Source organism: Ancylobacter polymorphus (assembly GCF_030813495.1).
Classification (GTDB): domain Bacteria; phylum Pseudomonadota; class Alphaproteobacteria; order Rhizobiales; family Xanthobacteraceae; genus Ancylobacter; species Ancylobacter polymorphus.
In genome coordinates, this window is record NZ_JAUSUI010000013.1 from 43,293 (window position 1) to 60,444 (window position 17,152).

The 17,152-nt window shown below is 65.1% G+C and carries 19 protein-coding genes and 2 tRNA genes; 16 read left to right on the plus strand and 5 right to left on the minus strand.

Annotation, left to right across the window (positions count from 1 at the left end; translation table 11 throughout):
- The first annotated feature begins 7 nt into the window (after nt 1–7).
- From J2S75_RS21940 to J2S75_RS21985, 10 genes are all read left to right on the plus strand, one after another.
- Nucleotides 8–3,391 (plus strand): host specificity factor TipJ family phage tail protein, encoded by a 3,384-nt coding sequence (locus tag J2S75_RS21940; RefSeq protein ID WP_307023321.1) that lies wholly within the window; start codon nt 8–10, stop codon nt 3,389–3,391.
- Nucleotides 3,388–4,737, plus strand: a complete 1,350-nt coding sequence (locus J2S75_RS21945) for a hypothetical protein (protein ID WP_307023323.1) — start codon at nt 3,388–3,390, stop codon at nt 4,735–4,737. The genes J2S75_RS21940 and J2S75_RS21945 overlap by 4 nt, the downstream gene beginning before the upstream one ends.
- 13 nt (nt 4,738–4,750) lie before the next feature.
- Complete coding sequence (locus J2S75_RS21950) at nt 4,751–5,896, plus strand: DUF2793 domain-containing protein (protein ID WP_307023325.1); 1,146 nt, start codon at nt 4,751–4,753, stop codon at nt 5,894–5,896.
- A gap of 65 nt (nt 5,897–5,961) precedes the next feature.
- A complete protein-coding gene (locus J2S75_RS21955; RefSeq protein WP_307023327.1) occupies nt 5,962–6,810 on the plus strand; it encodes a glycoside hydrolase family 108 protein in 849 nt (282 codons plus the stop codon).
- Complete coding sequence (locus J2S75_RS21960) at nt 6,807–7,151, plus strand: hypothetical protein (protein ID WP_307023329.1); 345 nt, start codon at nt 6,807–6,809, stop codon at nt 7,149–7,151. The genes J2S75_RS21955 and J2S75_RS21960 overlap by 4 nt, the downstream gene beginning before the upstream one ends.
- 114 nt (nt 7,152–7,265) lie before the next feature.
- The gene (locus J2S75_RS21965; RefSeq protein ID WP_307023331.1) at nt 7,266–7,622 is read left to right on the plus strand and encodes a hypothetical protein; all 357 of its coding nucleotides are present in this window, start codon (nt 7,266–7,268) and stop codon (nt 7,620–7,622) included.
- A gap of 46 nt (nt 7,623–7,668) precedes the next feature.
- Nucleotides 7,669–8,937 carry a hypothetical protein gene (locus J2S75_RS21970; RefSeq protein ID WP_307023333.1) on the plus strand — a complete coding sequence of 423 codons (1,269 nt, stop codon included), beginning with the start codon at nt 7,669–7,671 and terminating at the stop codon, nt 8,935–8,937.
- The gene (locus J2S75_RS21975; RefSeq protein ID WP_307023335.1) at nt 8,930–9,310 is read left to right on the plus strand and encodes a DUF1937 family protein; all 381 of its coding nucleotides are present in this window, start codon (nt 8,930–8,932) and stop codon (nt 9,308–9,310) included. The genes J2S75_RS21970 and J2S75_RS21975 overlap by 8 nt, the downstream gene beginning before the upstream one ends.
- Nucleotides 9,300–9,515: a hypothetical protein gene (locus tag J2S75_RS21980; RefSeq protein WP_307023337.1), complete on the plus strand. Its 216-nt coding sequence runs from the start codon at nt 9,300–9,302 to the stop codon at nt 9,513–9,515. The genes J2S75_RS21975 and J2S75_RS21980 overlap by 11 nt, the downstream gene beginning before the upstream one ends.
- Before the next feature lie 135 nt (nt 9,516–9,650).
- A complete protein-coding gene (locus J2S75_RS21985; protein WP_307023339.1) occupies nt 9,651–9,896 on the plus strand; it encodes a hypothetical protein in 246 nt (81 codons plus the stop codon).
- Nucleotides 9,897–9,900: 4 nt separating this feature from the next.
- Here the strand turns inward: J2S75_RS21985 and J2S75_RS21990 are convergent, their stop codons facing one another.
- The 3 genes from J2S75_RS21990 to J2S75_RS22000 form a co-directional block, all read right to left on the minus strand.
- Nucleotides 9,901–10,113: a hypothetical protein gene (locus J2S75_RS21990; protein ID WP_307023342.1), complete on the minus strand. Its 213-nt coding sequence runs from the start codon at nt 10,111–10,113 to the stop codon at nt 9,901–9,903.
- Nucleotides 10,110–10,247, minus strand: coding sequence for a hypothetical protein (locus tag J2S75_RS21995; protein WP_307023344.1), 138 nt, complete (start codon nt 10,245–10,247; stop codon nt 10,110–10,112). Before J2S75_RS21995 ends, J2S75_RS21990 begins: the two co-directional genes overlap by 4 nt.
- A gap of 375 nt (nt 10,248–10,622) precedes the next feature.
- Nucleotides 10,623–11,141, minus strand: coding sequence for a hypothetical protein (locus J2S75_RS22000; RefSeq protein ID WP_307023345.1), 519 nt, complete (start codon nt 11,139–11,141; stop codon nt 10,623–10,625).
- A 321-nt stretch (nt 11,142–11,462) separates the two neighbouring features.
- On the opposite strand from J2S75_RS22000, the gene J2S75_RS22005 reads away from it, so the two are divergent.
- The 3 genes from J2S75_RS22005 (at nt 11,463) to J2S75_RS22015 (ending at nt 12,997) form a co-directional block, all read left to right on the plus strand.
- Nucleotides 11,463–11,885 carry a hypothetical protein gene (locus tag J2S75_RS22005; protein ID WP_307023347.1) on the plus strand — a complete coding sequence of 141 codons (423 nt, stop codon included), beginning with the start codon at nt 11,463–11,465 and terminating at the stop codon, nt 11,883–11,885.
- 34 nt (nt 11,886–11,919) lie between these two features.
- Nucleotides 11,920–12,549, plus strand: coding sequence for an OmpA family protein (locus J2S75_RS22010; RefSeq protein WP_307023349.1), 630 nt, complete (start codon nt 11,920–11,922; stop codon nt 12,547–12,549).
- A gap of 106 nt (nt 12,550–12,655) precedes the next feature.
- A complete protein-coding gene (locus J2S75_RS22015; RefSeq protein ID WP_307023351.1) occupies nt 12,656–12,997 on the plus strand; it encodes a RidA family protein in 342 nt (113 codons plus the stop codon).
- Between the two features lie 108 nt (nt 12,998–13,105).
- Here the strand turns inward: J2S75_RS22015 and J2S75_RS22020 are convergent, their stop codons facing one another.
- A complete protein-coding gene (locus J2S75_RS22020) occupies nt 13,106–14,737 on the minus strand; it encodes an MFS transporter (RefSeq protein ID WP_307023353.1) in 1,632 nt (543 codons plus the stop codon).
- Nucleotides 14,738–15,139: 402 nt separating this feature from the next.
- Nucleotides 15,140–15,961, minus strand: a complete 822-nt coding sequence (locus J2S75_RS22025) for a TrmH family RNA methyltransferase (RefSeq protein WP_307023355.1) — start codon at nt 15,959–15,961, stop codon at nt 15,140–15,142.
- 267 nt (nt 15,962–16,228) lie between these two features.
- Between J2S75_RS22025 and J2S75_RS22030 the strand changes: the two genes are divergently transcribed.
- From J2S75_RS22030 to J2S75_RS22040, 3 genes are all read left to right on the plus strand, one after another.
- Nucleotides 16,229–16,313 (plus strand) — tRNA-Tyr (locus J2S75_RS22030).
- A gap of 30 nt (nt 16,314–16,343) precedes the next feature.
- A tRNA-Gly gene (locus J2S75_RS22035) sits at nt 16,344–16,417 on the plus strand.
- Between the two features lie 178 nt (nt 16,418–16,595).
- Nucleotides 16,596–17,152 (plus strand): GTP-binding protein (locus J2S75_RS22040; protein WP_307023357.1); only part of this gene is annotated, 557 nt, incomplete at its 3' end.

The following is a 17,152-nucleotide window of genomic DNA, read 5'->3' on the forward strand; positions in this document are numbered from 1 at the left end:
TGACCGCATGACCACTGCGACCATGCTTCCGGTGCTGCACATCGCGGCGCCGGGGATCGAGCTTGCGCGCGCCATGCCGCGCTCCCGCGAGACGGTCGCCAGCTTTCTGCGCCGCACCGGCTGGAGCACGACCCGCACGCCGACGATCTGCGTCGTGGATGGCGAGCCGGTGCTGCGCGCCCAGTGGCGCAAGACCCGGATCAAGGCCGGCATGTCCGTGCTGTTCCAGTCGCTCCCTCGCGGCGGCTCGATGAACGGCGGCAGCATCGCGGGCCTGCTGGGGATGATCGCCCTGACGGCGCTGGCGCCATGGGCTGGCGCGGCCATCGTCGGCCCTGGGGGCCTTGCTCTGGCGGGCACCGGCCTCGCCATTGGCAAGGCGGTTATCTCCGGCGCCATCCTGCTGGGTGGTGGGTTCCTGCTCTCCACCCTCACCGCAGTGAAGGCCGGCGGTGACCAAGAGGCGGAAACGCCCATCTATTCCTGGGCGCGGCAGAGCAATTCCGCCAAGCCGCTCCAGCCCATCCCGTGCGCCTATGGCCGCACGAAGCGCACCTGCGACTATGCGGCTGTTCCCTGGTCGTCCTTCGAGGGCAACAACCAGTATGTGCACCTGCTGCTTTCCGAAGGGGTGGGCAAGTTCGAGCGCGAACAGATCCTGATCGGCGACACGGTTCTCTGGTCCGCCGAGGACGGGCTCAACCCCAATTTCACCGGGGTCACCATCAATTTCTATGACCCTGACGAGGAAATCACCGCCTTCCCGGTGAATGTCGAAACCTCAGAAGAAGTTGACGGGCAGGAGCTGCAATATCCCGCCTGGACCGGCGGTTTCATCGCCAATGCCTCTGGCACCACGGCGACGCGGCTGGTGTGCGATATCGTTTGCCCAGGTGTAGGCGAGGTCAATGACGACGGGGACTTCGCCTTCTATCCCATCGGGGCGCGCGCCGAATACCGCCCCGTTGACAACTCCGGCAATCCGACCGGCGACGGCACGTGGTCGCTGCTGGGCAGCGAGTTCTCAAAATTCTTCAAGTCGAAATCCGACATTCGCTTCAGCGTTGCCGGCGATGTCGCTCCCGGTCGCTACGAGGTGCGGCTGCGCCGGCTGATCTTCAAGAACCCTGACCCCAACGTCTCCGACACGATGACCTGGGCGGGGCTGCGCGCCTTCATCACCGGGCCGAAGGCCTTTCCGGTCTCCACCATCGCCATTCGCGCCAAGGCGACCGATCAATTCTCCGGCGATTCCGCCAGTAATCTGGCGGTGGTGGAGACGCGCATCCTGCCGGTGTGGACCGGCACGGCATGGGAAGACCAGCCGACGCGCTCGCCGGCCTGGGCGGCCTATGACATCGCCACCAACACGGAATATGGCGGCCGGTTTTCCGACACGCGGATGGACTTCCAGGCGTTCTATGACCTGGACACTTTGTGCGCGAGCCGTGGCGACACATTCGACTACGATTTCACGTCGACCCAGCCGGTGCCGGATGCCCTCGACATCGCGCTCGGCGCCTGCCGGGCTAAGCACAAATGGCTCGGCGGCACGCTCTCGCTGTTCCGGGATGAATGGGCTTCCGTGCCCGAGGTGATGCTGACGGATGGCGAGATCGTCCGGGGCAGCCTTGAGGTTGAATACATCATGAAGCCCAGCGACGCGCAGCAGTGCGTCGTGCACGAGTACATCAACGAAGACACCTGGCAGATCGAGGAGGCCATCGCCCCGCGAGACGCCACGGAGGAAATGATTGCCGACGCCACCCGTTTGCAGGTGCAGGGCGTGGTGAACCGGGCGCAGGCGCAGCGCGAAGCTGAATTCCTGCTGCGCGAAAACCTCTATCGCCGCCGGCACGCCACCTTTGAGACCGAATACGAAGGCCGGATGCTCTCGATCGGCACGCCGATCCTGCTGCAATCCGACATGCCCCTGGAATGGGGGCAGGGCGCCAAGATCGCCCAGCAGATCGGAACGTCGCTCTATCTCGACCGCGCCCTCACCTGGCAGGCGGGGCAAAACTACGTCGTGCTGCGCACGCCGCGCGCCAAGTCCTTCGGGCCGATCAAATGCAGCATGGGCGCCAATGCCTCCGTCGTGGTGCTGGATGGTACGGACCTTGGTATTGTCGAGGCCGCGCAGGGCCTGACGCTGGATGATGTGCTGGACCTCGAACCCGGCTCGCCGCTGCCCAGCCTCGCCTTCGGGCTCGGCACCAGCTGGATACGCCGGGGTGTCGTCTCGCGCGGCACGCCTTCGGGCTCGCGGGTGCAGATCAGCGTCTATCTGGACGATGAGCGTGTCCATGTTGAGGACGGCACACCTCCTCCGCCGCTGCCGACGGGCACCAGTCTTGTGCTGCCGACCTTCCCGCAGGTGTTCGGCCTCACGGCCCGCATTCTCGCCAATGAGGTGCCGCGCCGCGTGGAAGCGCAGTGGGCGCCGTCGGCCGGCGCCGTGACCTATGTGGCTCGTGTCTCTTATGACGATGGCGAGAACTGGACGGCGCTCGGCGAGACGCGCGAGAACATGCTCTCCGCCGTGGTCGATCCTCTGGCCCTCACGCTGCAGGTCGCCGCGGTCAATGCGTCTGGAAAGCAAGGGCCGTGGGCGGCCTATGAGATTGGCGCGCCGACGGCGAACGAGGTGCGCGCGGACAATCTCCAAGCCACCATCGACAGCTTCAAGGCCGGGCTGCGCGAAAAGGTCGTCGAGCAGAACGACGCGGCACTTGCGACCCTGACCGAAAAGCAGGAGCTGCAAGCCCAGATCCAGGCCGAGCTTGACGCGCAGTCTTTCCTCGACCGCCAGGAATGGCGCTTCCAGCTTAGGGCGACAAGCGATCGGGTGACGGCCTCCTACACGGAGGCGATCACGGTCGCGGTTGGGCCGGGCTCCGCCATCGTCCAGTCGATCACTGACCTGCAAGCGCAGGTCGACAACATCGGCGCAAACCTCAACGTGTCATGGACGACGGCGGTAACGCCAGCCGGCGCGCTGGCAGCCTATGACATCGTGGCGAAGGTAGATGACGGCCTGTCCACCACGCAGGCGGCCATGACCATCGCGGCCTATTCGCTGGTAGGCGGCGGGGCCTATTCGGTCATCGAACTCGACGCCGAGAAGGTCGTCGTCAAGAACACGGTAAGTGGAACGACCGTCACCCCATTCGTCATTGACGGCACCAGCGTCGCGATCTCCGGCACGATCATCAAGGACGGCACCGTGACGGCCGAGAAGATGGATGTCGCCGAACTAAGCGCCGTCGCCGTGAGCATGGGCACGCTCAGGGGCGGGAGCATCGAGCTTGGGCCAGAGGGAGAGGACCCTCTCATCGTCCTCAGTGGCGCCACTCCTTCGGCCCCGTTCCTCGACTTCTACTCGGCATGAGCACAAACACGACGATCGCCGTCATCGACGGCGTCGTGCGCTTGCGCACGGGCCTTGCTGGATATGATCTCAAAGACCCGGCACTGGATGAGCGTTATCTGACCTTCGACAGCGCTTGGACCAATGCCTTCCGGCTGCTCAAGGGCGGCGTGGTGGCTGGGGGCAGTCTTTCGACGCAAAGCTTCAGCTACCCCGCCAATCCCGTGCCGGGCACCCGTACGGTCAGGCGTATCCCCGTCACCGGGGCGACGGTCAAGACCCCGGCTCTTGCGTGGGCAACGGCGGGCAGCGGGACGGTAAACTGGGCGCCTGCCGGGCGCCTGCTTTCGCTCCCGGCCGACACGGTAAGCTATCAGAAGGCGTATCGAACCTGCGCTGTCAACCTGGCGGCCGGGGAAATCAAGGTATCGCCATCCTATAGCACACGTGACTACGCCTATCTCGTCTTCAATACGGACGCCACGGCGACGGAAAGCACGGGGCCGAACGGCGGGCGCATTGGCATTCATCCGCTCTATGGGATGGGGGCCTTCATCTCCCGTCCGGGGTTCGATCACCTGACTTGCTCGCTTGACGACATGATGCTGACGACAAGTCGCAACATGGTGCAGATCCGTGAGACGGGCATGGCGACGCCTACGCAGTGGACAGGCGGCGGTGCGCGCTACGTCGCAGATGCGGTGACTGGTGGTCCGTTCAGCGAAAGCGGCACTTTACGATATGGCGTACGTGTCACGCTGAGCCGAAGTTATCCAGACTATCCGCCAGTGATCGCCTATCGTATGGACACTGAATATATCGACTCCTTGCCGTCGATCTTTTGGGTGAGCGCCAATGAAATTATCATTGGCAATCTTCTGTCCGACAACACCGTCCGCTACGCCATTCTTGGTGTCGATCCCGCTTACACGCCGGCAACTGATACTGGTCGCATCAAGCGCATCCGCTTTTTCAACGGCGCGCTTGACATCACCAAGCACAACGTGAACTGGGAATCCGCCGCCGAGGCGGATTTTTTGTTTCGGTCAAATCGGCAAACCCCGCGTTTCACGAGGTTCAACGCTTTCGCCGTTTCATTCCCGACTGGCGTTTATAGCCTCCCAACTGCTGCCCCTGCCGGCGCCGGGCCGCCCTTTGCCTTCTTCCTCGTGAATGACACAGCAGGTCTATGGTGGTGCGGCTGCGGCTACACCGACATGCAAAACGTGGTCGGTAGCGGCGGAACATACAACTCGTATTGGCGCGGCGCCGTGATCAACCGCACACAGTACAGATGGTACAAAAACACGGCCATCACATGGAATCCACTCGGCTGGATTGGCTCCATGAACGTTTCTGACTTCTAAAGGCATCGCGAACATGGCTGATTATTACGCGACCGGCGCCGTCTCTGTGTCGAACGGCGGCACGACTGTGACCGGCTCCGGGGTGGTCTGGAGCACGGTGCAGGCCGGGGATACGCTGGAGCTTGCCGGCCAGCGGGTGACGATAGCCGCTGCCCCGGTGAGCCCCTACACCTCGCTTACGCTGGCAGTCGCATGGACGGGCACCACGCAATCTGGCGCCCCCTATGTGATCCGCTACGACGCCCCGGCGCGCTTCACGGCTGGCTATCTTGCCACGCAGGTGCGTGAGCTGGTGGCGAAGGCGGCGGTCATTGAGGCGGCGCGGCCAAGCTATGGCGTGGTCAGCGTCGGCAGCAACACGCCGCCCGGATCGCCCGTCACTAACGACATGTACGTCGTCGGTACGAGCCCCACGGGCGCCTGGTCCGGCCAGGCCAACAATCTGGCGCAATGGACGGGGTCGGCATGGCAGTTCACCGCGCCGACTGGTGGGACAACGGCGGTAAGCGAAGCGACCAACGGCGTCTATATTTTCAGCGGCACAGCGTGGAACCTGTATGTCGCGCCGTCGTCCTTCATCGCCACCTTGATGGACGATGCGGATGCTGATGCCGCGCGGACGACGCTGGGGGCTTTCGCCGCGAGCGGTGTGTCCTCATTCGGCGCTATGTTGATCGACGACGCCGACGCGGCAACGGCGCGCGCTACCTTGGGGGCTTTCGCAGCATCTGGGGTGTCGTCCTTCGGAGCCACGCTCATCGACGATGCCGACGCGGCAGCGGCGAGGGCAACTCTCGGTCTCACGCCAACCACAGGTACCAGCACGCCGACGCCGACTGCTGCGTCTGGAACGCTAACGACTGCGTCTTCGTCTCTGAAATACGAGAAAGTTGGCACTCGGGTCCGACTGACTGGGACTGTTACTGTCACAACTGCCGGCACAGGCGTGGGGGAACTTCTCTGCACTATCCCGTTCACCTGCGGCTCTAATGCCGCAACGTCTGGAAATGCGCGAGAAGTTCTTATTACTGGCGTTGGCTGTGTTGTCACCATACTTGGAGGGCAATCGTACTTGCGAATAGCGCGGTACGACAACGCTACGGTGATTGCTGACAGCCGCACCGTTCTCTTCGAAATCACATACGACGCCGCGAGCTGATTCCCCGGCGTCGCGGCGCTGATCGCGCCCGCCGTCTGATACTTCCCGACAATCTGGAGACTGCCATGACCGCCGCCGGTTTCGCGCGCGCGCAGCCGCACGTGCTCGCCTATGAGGGCAAATTCAGCAATCACCCGGATGATCCGGGTGGGCGCACCTATGAGGGCATCACTCAGCGCGTCTATGACGCCTGGTGCGCCGCGAATGGCCAGCCCAAGCGCACACTGTCCAAGGACACGGGCAAGTGGGCGGGGTGGACTGAGCAGCGAGACGCCATCTATCGCAAGCAGTACTGGGACGCGGTGCGCGGCGACGAACTGCCGGCCGGCGTCGATTTCGCGGTCTATGATGCTGCGGTCAATTCCGGGCCGGGCCGTGCGATCCGCTGGCTGCAGCGCGCGCTCCGTCTCAACCGCATCGATGGCGTGTTCGGCGTTGCGACTCTTGCCGCCGTGAAGGCGCACCCTGATAAAGACCTGCTTGTCGCCGCGATCTGCGCCGAGCGGCTGACTTTCCTGCAGGCTCTCGGTACGTGGAAGACCTTCGGCAAGGGTTGGGGGCGCCGCGTCGCTGCCGTCAAGGCCACCGGGCAGGCATGGGCGACCGGATCGGTGGGCCCGGCACCGGACAAGATCGACGACGCCAGCGCGAAGGCCGTGATTGAAAGCGCGCCGCCCGCGCCATCGACTGCCGGGGCGGATGCCGCGATTGGCGCCGGCAGCGGCACCGCGACCGTCGGAACTGTCATCGAATCCGTGCGCCAGCAAATTGAGCCATATGCGGGCGCCAGCGAGCGCGTGCAGCAAATCGTCGTTGCCCTGATCGTGCTCGGCGCGCTGGTGACGTTCGGCGGCCTCGCATGGCGCTGGTACACCAAGCGCAAAGCCGCGCGCCTGGCCGAGGCGCTCGCATGACCTGGGCGCTCGGCATCGTCTTGGACTGGACGCCGTGGTGGTTGTGGGCGCTGGCCGGCGGCGTGCTCCTCGCGTCCACCTATTCGCTGTGGCGCCCCGTGTGGGCGCTGTTGCCTTCCCCGATCAAGACCGCTGCCGTCGTCCTCGCGACAGCCGGCATTGCCTACCTCGCCGGACGCAACAAAGGCGCTTCCGGTGCTCTCCAGCGCGCCCGAGAAAAGGAGCAGGCCCGTGCAGATGAAATCATTGAGCGCGGCACTGCCGCTCGCCAGCGCGCTGATCGCGACGCTGTTTCTGGTCGGCTGCGCGACGACGACGGCTGGAAGCGGAACGACGGGTAAGGCCGTCTGCACCGTGCTGCAGCCGGTGCGCTGGTCGGCCGCCGACACCGACGAGACGATCCGCCAGGTGAAGGCGAACAACGCCGCCGGCAAGGTCGTCTGCGGGTGGCGCTGATGTCGGGAAATGTCACGTGGGAAATGGTCTTCGCCCTCACGGTGCTCGTCGGTGCCGTCGCAGGCGTGTGGTGGCGGATTGAGGGGCGAATCGACAAGGCGGTGAAGACGGTGGCGGACGACGCGAGCCTGCGGGCCCAAGCAGCGCAGGCGGCAGCATCCATGGCGGCAACCCAGCTCGCCGAGTTCAAGCTAGAAGCCGCGCGGACCTATGTCAGCAAGGACGACGTGCAGCAGGTCCGCGACGAGATCCTCGGCGCCGTGGGTGGGGTGCGCACGTCGCTCGACCGGATCAACGAGCGGCTCGATCGCGTGGTGGAGAACGCCGCCAAGCGCCAGCCGGTCCATCGTCCATGATGGAGAGCACGCCTGCAGCCTCAAGCAACCTGCGGAGTAGCGTTTAATGGCAAGCCACGTACCGGCTGGGGTGCACTTCTCGCCCGAGATTATCGCCAAGGCCATCGCGATGTTCGCGCTTGGGCATCAAGCCAAGGAGGTGGCCGAAATCCTCAAGATCGGCCGAACAGGAACCGAGCGTCTTCGCCGGCGGTGGCGGGCGGGGCAGGTGACCGTCCCCGATGAGCCGGCCGAGGAGATGGCGCCGGAGGCCATGCGCCGGGAAAACCGGGACGCCGCCTTCTGGCGCAAGCGTGCCACGGATGCGGCCCACGACCTCGCCGCCGCCGAGCACCTGGCCGAAGAGCTGGCCGGCATCCGCGGCATGCGGGTAGAAATCCCCGACTGGCTGCTACGATCTTCAGAAGGCAAAAAGGGCCGCTCGGTCATCGGCGCCCTGACCTCCGACGTGCACATGGGCGAGGTGATCGACGCCGAGGAAATCCTGGGGATCAACGCCTATAACCCGGACATCTGCCGGGTGCGGATGCAGCGCTATTTCGAGGCGGTGTGCACCGTGGGAACGCGGTGGGCGGCCGATACCGAATGCGAGGGTGTTCTGCTCGCCATGGCCGGGGATCTGATCTCCGGCGACATCCATGATGAGCTGCGCATGACCAACGCGCTGACCGCCCATGAGCAGGTTTCCGCCGTGGTGGGGGTGTATGCGGCGGGCCTGCGCATGCTGCTGGAATCCTATCCCAGGGTCCATGTCGTCGGCGTGCCGGGAAACCATGGGCGAACCACGCACAAGCCGACGGCCAAGCTCTATTCCCGGCTGAGCTACGACATTCTCGCGGTGTCGATGCTGGCCGAGCAGTTCCGGGACGATCCCCGGGTGACGTTCCAATATGGCCGGGCAAAGGACCAGATCACGCCCGTCTTCGGGCGCACGGTGTTCACCACGCACGGGGACAAGATCGGCACCCGGGGCGGCATGGGCTTTGCCGGCCCGATGCTTCCCATCGTGCGCGGCACCAAGAAGATCAGCGAGCAGCAGGCTTCCATCGGCCGACGGCCGGACCTGATCCAGCACGGCCACTATCACACCTCGGGCGCGCCGGGGAGCGTGCTGGCGAATGGCAGCGTGCCCGGCTATGCCGAGTTCGCCGACGACATCCGCGCGGTGGTCGAGCCGCCCCAGCAGTGGGTCTATCTGCTCCATTCGAAGTGGTTCCTGCGGGAACGGGCCTCAATCCAGCTCGAGGCGCCTAGCGTGCCGGACAAGCCCAAGGTGCGGGTGCCGGCCGGCTTCCGGGAGACGGCCGATGCTTAAGCTCGACGCGCCGGCACTCGTGCAGATGACCAGCGGGGCCGGCTATTGGTACTTGGCGACGGCCTATTCCAAGCACCCGGCGGGCCTGGATGCGGCTCATGAGATGGCATGCCGCGCCGTGGGCGCCCTCCGGTCTCTCGGGGTGGTGGCGTTCTCGCCGATCGCTCATTGGCATCCCGTCGGCCGGCTGTTGGGCATCAATCCTCTCGACCATGATCTCTGGATGGAGATCGACAAGCCGATGATGGAAGGCGCCGAGGGGCTGATCGTGCTGTGCTCGCCGGGCTGGCAAGCGAGCCGCGGCATCGCGGTGGAAATCGACTTCTTCCGGGAATCCTGCCTGCCTGTCTACGGCATGCCCTATGCCGGATGAGTGGATCATCCGGGACCCGGCGACCGGCCTCGTCATGGTCGGGAGAGGGCATAACGTCGTGCATGACGACGTGAAGGGGCTCCTCGCGCTGGCCGCGCTGCTGATCCGTGCCGCCTATGAGGCAGGGAAGGGCGAGCACGATGCCGCGCCGATGCCGGCTTCAGAATGGGAGCCGGGCTTTCTCAAGGCGATTGCTGACACCTGACATTCGCGCGAGCGCGCGGATCGCCGCCGGGACGCCTCCCGGTTCTTAGCCCTCGGGCGTTCCTCCCTGTCAACTCGCCCCGCCGGCCGAAAGGTCGCGCGGGGCTTTTTCGTCGTTCTGGCCTATGCTGCCCGCATGGCCTCATCAAACGGCACGCTGGGCGAGTGCATCGCCCTCGGCTACGGCATTCGGGCGACGTGCCTGGCGTGCTGGCATGCGCGCGAACTGGACCTGCCGGCGCTCGCCGCGCGCCTCGGGCCGGGTCATGGCGCGCTGCATGACGATCTCGTCCCGCGCCTGCGATGCGCCAAATGCGGCAGCAAGCAGATCGCGCTCACGGCGCTGCCGCCTGACGTGCCGACCTGGGGCGGGACGACGTGACGGTCTATTGATACGGCGGATCGACGCGGCCTTTCAGCCAGCACGCCAGATTGTCCACCATCGCAAAGCCCTCGGTCAGAAAGCACAGCATCTGGCGATCCCACACCATACGCACCGGCTCAAGCGGATATCGCGGGATGCCGACAAACCAAGAGCCGTCCTTCGGCGCCGTGTCGGGAGGCATCACGAGACGAATGCCGTAGGACCGGAGCTTCATTTCGTGCTCCACCAATCGTAGCAGTCGCGGCACATCTCGCCATCCGGCCCGCGCTTCGGGCAGTCGGCCGGGCATTCGGGATGAAAGAGCCAGCGCCAGAGGCGGCGGGCGGCGGCGATCACGCGCTCAAGCATGCGCCCCTCCCGTGGAACGATCCGGGAACAGGCCGGCGAGGCGCTGTGCCGTGTGCCGTGCCGTCGCGAACCGATGTGCTGTGCGGAGAATGCGCATTCGGCGCCCCTTTCATGGAAGGTAGCGCCTTGAGAATGTTTGCTTTCTGCTGGAAATCAGGCGGAGGCGTGCAGCAATCGAACTGGTTTACAAAACCGCTGCACTACCGCTGTGCTAAGCCGGCCCCGTTTCGGCACCGACATGTTCCACCCGAGCGACGGAAACACGGTCGATGGCCTTGGTCGCGCCGGCCATCATGCCGGCAGCTTCCGTTTCTCTTCGCCGATGGCCGTCGCCCGGTCAAGACGGGACGCATGGTCGGCCGGGGAGCTTTTAGCTCACCTCGGTCCGCTGAAGCTCGTCATCTTGCCGCCGCGGAACCGGCATTCGACATTCCAGAAACCCAGTTGGCCAGGGGACTTGATGACGCTGAAAGAGAGCTTCACCACCTTTTCCCGACCGGGAAGCACAACCTTCGCGGCAAGCTTCACGATGGGGTAGGCCGGCGCCGTTCGCGCCGCCTTCTCGCAGTAATTGCCCGCGTCGCGGTCTGAAATCTCCACGGGCCCCGGCCGGGGGCCCGGACCCGGCGGATAGGGATAGGGCGGCGGCGGGGGCGGGCGATTCTGATCGAGGGTGATCCGGCAGTCGGAATAGGCGCGGGTGCCCGGCACGAGCCCCCAGGACCGGCATTTGGCATCATCGGCCTGGTCCGGCGTAGGGTAGGGCGGCGGATAGGGAGCCGGATAGGACGGCGCGTAGGGCGGCGGATAGGGCGCAGGCGGCGGATAATACTGGGCGAGGGCGGGAGCGCTGGTGATCAGCACCGCCGTCACGGCTGAAAGCAGCAGTTTCAAGATTCGTGGTCCCCCGTGAACTGACCTTTGCCTGCGGCGCCCCGGCGAAGCTGTCAAGGCGCGCGGCCCGGTGCTGCGACACCCTCAGTTCGGCTGAGCGTTCCGTCACCGCCGATAGATGGTTCATCGCCACTGGTAAAAGGATGCGAAGCCCCATCCACCCCTCAAATACCGACGATCTGCCGCAAACCGACAAAATACGCCATTGCGCCAAGCGCGGCCTTCTGCGAGACGAATCCGTGGGAAATCGTTCGCACCGGCGCGTGCCGAATCCCCCCGGGGTGAGGACCACCGCGGGCACGCCATTTGGGAGGCTGGACTATGAAGCGATTTTTGTTCGGACTGGCGGCGATGCTGCTGGCCGGCATGGCCGGCAGCGCGTCGGCCCAGACGATGAGCTATGCCGAGGCCGGGGCGCTGATCGCCAAGAACTGCGGTCCTTCGATCGAAAAGTTCTGTGCCAAGGCCAATCTCGGCACGGGTGAGGTTCGCAACTGCCTGATGGCGCATCAGGACCAGGTGCCGCAGCAGTGCTTCGACGATTATGCCGCCGCGCGGGCCTCTATCGCCAAGCGCATTGCGGCGCAGGGCGACGCCTGGAATGTGTGCAACGCGAACATCCGCCAGGCCTGCGCCGGCGTTCAGCCGGGCGACGCCAACATTCTCAACTGCCTGATCGACGCCAGCAAGGTGATCCGGCCGGCCTGCAAGTCCATTCTGGTCGATGCCGGCTGGTGGCAGTGACGGAACGGCGAAACGCTAGGGAAAGAGACAGATCATGACCCGTATCACCCGTTTCGTCGGCGGGCTCGCCCTCGCCGCTGCGCTCGCCGCGCCGCTGGCCGGCGCCGCGACCGCTCAGACCGCTGACTCCGACGCGCAGATCATGCAGGGCCTGTCGCAGGCCACCATGTTCGACCCGTCGCTCACCGCCCAGGTGCTGCGCCAGATGGCGCAGGACGCCGTCACCCAGAACCAGCCGCTGACGCTCGACAAGTCCGAAATCGCCAAGCGGCTCGACAAGCTCGCGCAGATCACCGTGCAGATCCAGTTCGCGCTGGGGTCGGATATCATCCGCCCGCAATCCTACGCGACGCTCGGTTCCATTGCCGATGCCATGCACCACCCGATTCTGGCGAACTACAAGTTCATCGTGGTCGGCAACACCGACACGACCGGTACGCGCGCCTTCAACCTGAAGCTCAGCCAGGAGCGCGCAAACGCCATCGTGCAGGCGCTGGTCGTGGTGTTCGGCATCTCGCCGGACCGCCTGGAAGCCGTCGGCCTCGGCCAGGAGGCGCTGCAGGTGCCCTCCAAGCCGCAGGACCCGATCAATCGCCGCGTGCAGATCTTCACCATCGGCACGGTTGGGCCGATGGGCAAGCCGGTCCCCACCAGCGCTCCCTGAGCGGGACGCTCGCATCTTCCTGTGATAGGAAGCCGGCCGGTGCCCCGCGCACCGGCCGGCTTTGTTTTGGCCGCCCCGTTTTCCGTCACATCCAGAGTTTCAGCAGATGAGCATCACCAGAATCGAAGTCGGCCCGCGCATGAGCGAGGCCGTGGTCCACGGGTCCGTCGTGTATCTCGCCGGCCAGGTGGCCAAGGGCGACAGCGTGACCGCGCAGACTGAGGCCGTGCTCGGCCAGATCGACGCGCTGCTTGCGAAGGCCGGCACGGACAAGACCAAGCTGCTGACGGCCACCATCTACCTCGCCGACATTTCCACCTTCGCGGAAATGAACGCGGTTTGGGACATGTGGGTGTCGGCCGGTAACACGCCGGCGCGCGCCACGGTCGAAGCGGCGCTGGCGACGCCGGAGTACAAGGTGGAAATCGTCGTCGCGGCCGCCATCTGAGGGGTGGCCACGTCTACGCGCTCGCAAGGCGCATAAAAAAGGCCCCGTCGCAGGACGGGGCCTTTCCTTTGCGGCTCCGCGCTCCCGGAGGGGGGAGCCGGGCGCAGCTCAGTGCCAGTTTTCGAGGTCGCGCTTATTGGTTTCCGGCGCCAGCACCAGGCCGATGACGAAGGTCGCCAGGGCAACGATGATCGGGTACCAGAGGCCGTAATAGATGTCGCCCGTCGCCGCCACCATGGCGAAGGCGGTGGTGGGCAGGAAGCCGCCGAACCAGCCATTGCCGATGTGATAGGGCAGCGACATGGCGGTGTAGCGGATGCGGGTCGGGAACAACTCGACCAGCCAGGCCGCGATCGGGCCGTACACCATGGTGACGAACAGCACCAGGATGGTCAGCAGCGCCACGACCATGGGCGTGTTGATCGCGGCCGGGTCCGCCTTCGCGGGGTAACCAGCGGCGCGGATGGCTTCGGTCATGCTCGCGGTGAAGGCATCGCTCTGGGTCTTCATCGCTGCCGCGTCGAGACCGACGCCGCTGAACGACGGGATGACCTTGTCGCCCACCTTGATGCTGGCCACGGTGCCGGCCGGTGCCGCCTCGTTGGAGTAGTTCACCGAGTTGCGGGCGAGGAACGACTTGGCGATGTCGCAGGAGGTCACGAACTTCGCCGTGCCGACCGGGTTGAACTGGAACGAGCACTCGGCCGGATTTGCGACGACGGTGACCGGCGAGGTGGCCTGCGCCTTTTCAAGTGCCGGGTTGGCGTAGTGGGTGATGGCCGCGAAGATCGGGAAGTAGGTCAGCGCCGCGATAAGGCAGCCGCCGAGAATGATCGGCTTGCGGCCGATCTTGTCGGACAGCCACCCGAACACGATGAAGAACGGCGTGCCGATCAGCAGCGAGATGGCGATCAGGACGTTGGCGGTCCAGCCATCGACCTTCAGCGTCTGGGTGAGGAAGAACAGGGCGTAGAACTGGCCCGTGTACCAGACAACGGCCTGGCCGGCGGTGCCGCCGAACAGCGCGATCAGGCCGACCTTGGCGTTCTCCCAACGGCCGAAAGCCTCGGTGAGCGGCGCCTTTGAGGTCTTGCCCTCTTCCTTCATCTTCTTGAAGACGGGCGATTCGTTCAGGGTGAGACGAATCCAGACCGACACCGCCAGCAGAAGGATCGACACCAGGAACGGAATGCGCCAGCCCCACTCCGCGAACGCCGCCTCGCCGAGATAGGTGCGGGTGCCGAGAATGACGAGCAGGGAGAGGAACAGGCCCAGCGTCGCCGTGGTCTGAATCCACGACGTGTAGAAGCCACGCCGACCATTCGGCGCATGCTCGGCGACATAGGTGGCGGCGCCACCATATTCACCGCCCAGCGCGAGGCCCTGGAACAGGCGAAGAATGATGAGGATCACCGGCGCGGCAATGCCCCAGCTGGCGTAATTGGGCAGGATGCCGACTACGAAGGTCGAGGCGCCCATCAGCAGAATGGTGATGAGGAAGGTGTATTTGCGGCCGACGAGATCGCCGAGCCGGCCGAACACGATGGCGCCAAACGGGCGCACGGCGAAGCCGGCGGCGAAGGCCATGAGGGCGAAGATGAAGGCAGCGGTCGGATTGACGCCCGAGAAGAATTGCGCCGCGATGATCGCCGAGAGCGAGCCATAGAGATAGAAATCGTACCATTCAAAGACAGTGCCGAGCGAAGAAGCGAAGATGACCTTCTTTTCCTCGCGGGTCATGGGAGCCGCCTTCCCGGCGGGCCCCGCAGTGGTTACGCTCATGTGTTTCCCTTCCCCAAAGTAAGTCGCGCCAATGCAGTGACGTGCGACAGCGATCGCACGCGCGTTGAAGCCAGCTCGTGAGAGCCGCGTTTGTGATGGCCGAGTTTGGGAGTCCCTGCGGGGAACGCCGTAGGCTCGGGCTGTCTCCTCCCGGAGGCGGCCCGCCACGATGGGCATGATGCCTTTCCCCGGTGTCCTGGCGCGCGGAACTCTTCCGATTCCGTCGCTTGCCTCAGGGGAGAGTGGCGAAAGCGGGGCGTTTTGACGATTGGCAATTGGTCGTAAACTGCCGCTTATGTTGCAATGCAGCAGAAGAACCGGCGTTTCTCAAGTAAAGCCGGGGCGACACCATGCCTTGGTTCAGGCGGGGGCGCCGATCGCCCGGCGGGCGATATAGAGCGCGAGCACGGCGGCGTTCGACACGTTCAAGCTGACGATCGCGCCGGGAAGATCGATGCGCGCTAGCGTTTCGCAGGTTTGGCGCGTCAGCTGCCGCAGCCCCTTTCCTTCCGCGCCGAGCACCAGCGCGACGGGAGAGGAGAGGGGAGTGTCGACCAAATCGGCCGGCCCCTCGCTGTCGAGCCCGACGACCTGCACGCCGTTCTGCTTCAGTTCGTCGAGCGCGCGCGCCAGATTGCCTACAAAACAGAAGGGCACATGCTCCAGCCCACCGCTTGCGCTCTTGGCGAGCACGCCGGTCGCGGCCGGGCTATGGCGCGCCGTGGTGACGATGGCGCCAACTTTCAGCGCCGCCGCCGAGCGCACGATGGCGCCGACATTATGCGGATCGGTGATCTGGTCGAGCACTAGCAGAAGATCGCATTCCGCCGCCTTGGCAAGGCTGAGCGAAGGCAGGGGATCGCACTCGGCGAGCATACCCTGGTGCACCGCGTCGGGGTCCAGCAGCCGGTCGATCTCACCGGGGCGGACGATTTCCGGGTCCAGCCGGTGCGGGATGCCTTCTTCCTGCAGACGTCGCGCGGCGTTCTCGGTCAGCATCAGCCGGCGCAGCTTTCGCCGCGGATTGCGCAGCGCTTCGACCACGCTGTGCCAGCCATACAGAATCGCCACATCGTCCGGCCACGCGCCAAAAGGCCGGCCTGCGGGACGCGGGCGGGGCTGGCGAGGACGGAAGGCGGAAGGCTTGGGACGGCCGGACGGGCGGCTGGGGCGATCGTTCATGCGCGCGTTCTGTCACGGCGCGCGCCGCTTGGCAATTTGCCTTGTCGCAGCCACTTGTCCTGTCCGCCATGCGCGACTTTCATTCACCCAGTCTCGCGCGAAATCGCCGCGTGATCCACAGCTTTGGGAGCGGAGCAACGCAGCGGGGTTGACAGGGCAGGGGCACCTCACCATAAAGCCGGCCGCACGGGAAACGCATCGCGTCGGTTCCCGGTCGGGTCGACAAACCGATGCATTTCGACGCATCGCAGTTCGGCCGACGTGCGAGGGGGAGTGTCCCGAGCGGCAAAGGGGGCGGACTGTAAATCCGCTGGCTATGCCTTCGTAGGTTCGAGTCCTACCTCCCCCACCACGTCGCCTTCCGCTAATCTATGCCGACCTCGCGGGTGTAGCTCAATGGTAGAGCAACAGCCTTCCAAGCTGATGACGAGGGTTCGATTCCCTTCACCCGCTCCACTTTTCTCCCAAGCCCCTATATGAGGCGACGGCGCGGTCCTGCGCCGAACCAGCCCGAGGGCGATGCGATTGTCCCTACCGCAACTGCGGCGCAACGCGGCACTTGCGGAAAGCCGGGAAACCGCCTATCCCACGGCCCGATTTTTCGCGGCCCGTATGCCGCTGAAGGAAACGAGTTATGGCCAAAGAGAAGTTCAACCGTTCGAAGCCTCACTGCAACATCGGGACGATTGGCCATGTTGACCATGGCAAGACGTCTCTGACGGCAGCGATCACGAAGGTTCTTGCGGAGACGGGCGGCGCGACGTTCACGGCGTACGACCAGATCGACAAGGCGCCGGAAGAGAAGGCGCGCGGCATCACGATCTCGACCGCTCACGTTGAGTACGAGACGACGAACCGCCACTACGCCCACGTCGACTGCCCCGGCCACGCGGACTATGTGAAGAACATGATCACGGGCGCGGCGCAGATGGACGGCGCGATCCTGGTTGTGTCGGCGGCGGACGGCCCGATGCCGCAGACCCGCGAGCATATCCTTCTGGCGCGTCAGGTCGGCGTTCCGGCTCTGGTGGTGTTCCTCAACAAGTGCGACATGGTCGACGACGAGGAGCTGCTTGAGCTGGTTGAGCTCGAGGTTCGCGAGCTGCTGTCGAAGTACGACTTCCCCGGCGACGACATCCCGATCATCCGTGGCTCGGCGCTTGTGGCGCTTGAGAACGGCGATGCCAAGCT

Excerpts from the sequence above, each read along its gene's own strand:
- J2S75_RS21940 (WP_307023321.1), top strand. The coding sequence starts at position 8 with ATGACCACTGCGACCATGCTTCCGGTGCTGCACATCGCGGCGCCGGGG.
- J2S75_RS21945 (WP_307023323.1), top strand. The coding sequence starts at position 3,388 with ATGAGCACAAACACGACGATCGCCGTCATCGACGGCGTCGTGCGCTTG.
- J2S75_RS21950 (WP_307023325.1), top strand. The coding sequence starts at position 4,751 with ATGGCTGATTATTACGCGACCGGCGCCGTCTCTGTGTCGAACGGCGGC.
- J2S75_RS21955 (WP_307023327.1), top strand. The coding sequence starts at position 5,962 with ATGACCGCCGCCGGTTTCGCGCGCGCGCAGCCGCACGTGCTCGCCTAT.
- J2S75_RS21960 (WP_307023329.1), top strand. The coding sequence starts at position 6,807 with ATGACCTGGGCGCTCGGCATCGTCTTGGACTGGACGCCGTGGTGGTTG.
- J2S75_RS21965 (WP_307023331.1), top strand. The coding sequence starts at position 7,266 with ATGTCGGGAAATGTCACGTGGGAAATGGTCTTCGCCCTCACGGTGCTC.
- J2S75_RS21970 (WP_307023333.1), top strand. The coding sequence starts at position 7,669 with ATGGCAAGCCACGTACCGGCTGGGGTGCACTTCTCGCCCGAGATTATC.
- J2S75_RS21975 (WP_307023335.1), top strand. The coding sequence starts at position 8,930 with ATGCTTAAGCTCGACGCGCCGGCACTCGTGCAGATGACCAGCGGGGCC.
- J2S75_RS21980 (WP_307023337.1), top strand. The coding sequence starts at position 9,300 with ATGCCGGATGAGTGGATCATCCGGGACCCGGCGACCGGCCTCGTCATG.
- J2S75_RS21985 (WP_307023339.1), top strand. The coding sequence starts at position 9,651 with ATGGCCTCATCAAACGGCACGCTGGGCGAGTGCATCGCCCTCGGCTAC.
- J2S75_RS21990 (WP_307023342.1), bottom strand. The coding sequence starts at position 10,113 with ATGAAGCTCCGGTCCTACGGCATTCGTCTCGTGATGCCTCCCGACACG.
- J2S75_RS21995 (WP_307023344.1), bottom strand. The coding sequence starts at position 10,247 with ATGCTTGAGCGCGTGATCGCCGCCGCCCGCCGCCTCTGGCGCTGGCTC.
- J2S75_RS22005 (WP_307023347.1), top strand. The coding sequence starts at position 11,463 with ATGAAGCGATTTTTGTTCGGACTGGCGGCGATGCTGCTGGCCGGCATG.
- J2S75_RS22010 (WP_307023349.1), top strand. The coding sequence starts at position 11,920 with ATGACCCGTATCACCCGTTTCGTCGGCGGGCTCGCCCTCGCCGCTGCG.
- J2S75_RS22015 (WP_307023351.1), top strand. The coding sequence starts at position 12,656 with ATGAGCATCACCAGAATCGAAGTCGGCCCGCGCATGAGCGAGGCCGTG.
- J2S75_RS22020 (WP_307023353.1), bottom strand. The coding sequence starts at position 14,737 with ATGACCCGCGAGGAAAAGAAGGTCATCTTCGCTTCTTCGCTCGGCACT.
- J2S75_RS22025 (WP_307023355.1), bottom strand. The coding sequence starts at position 15,961 with ATGAACGATCGCCCCAGCCGCCCGTCCGGCCGTCCCAAGCCTTCCGCC.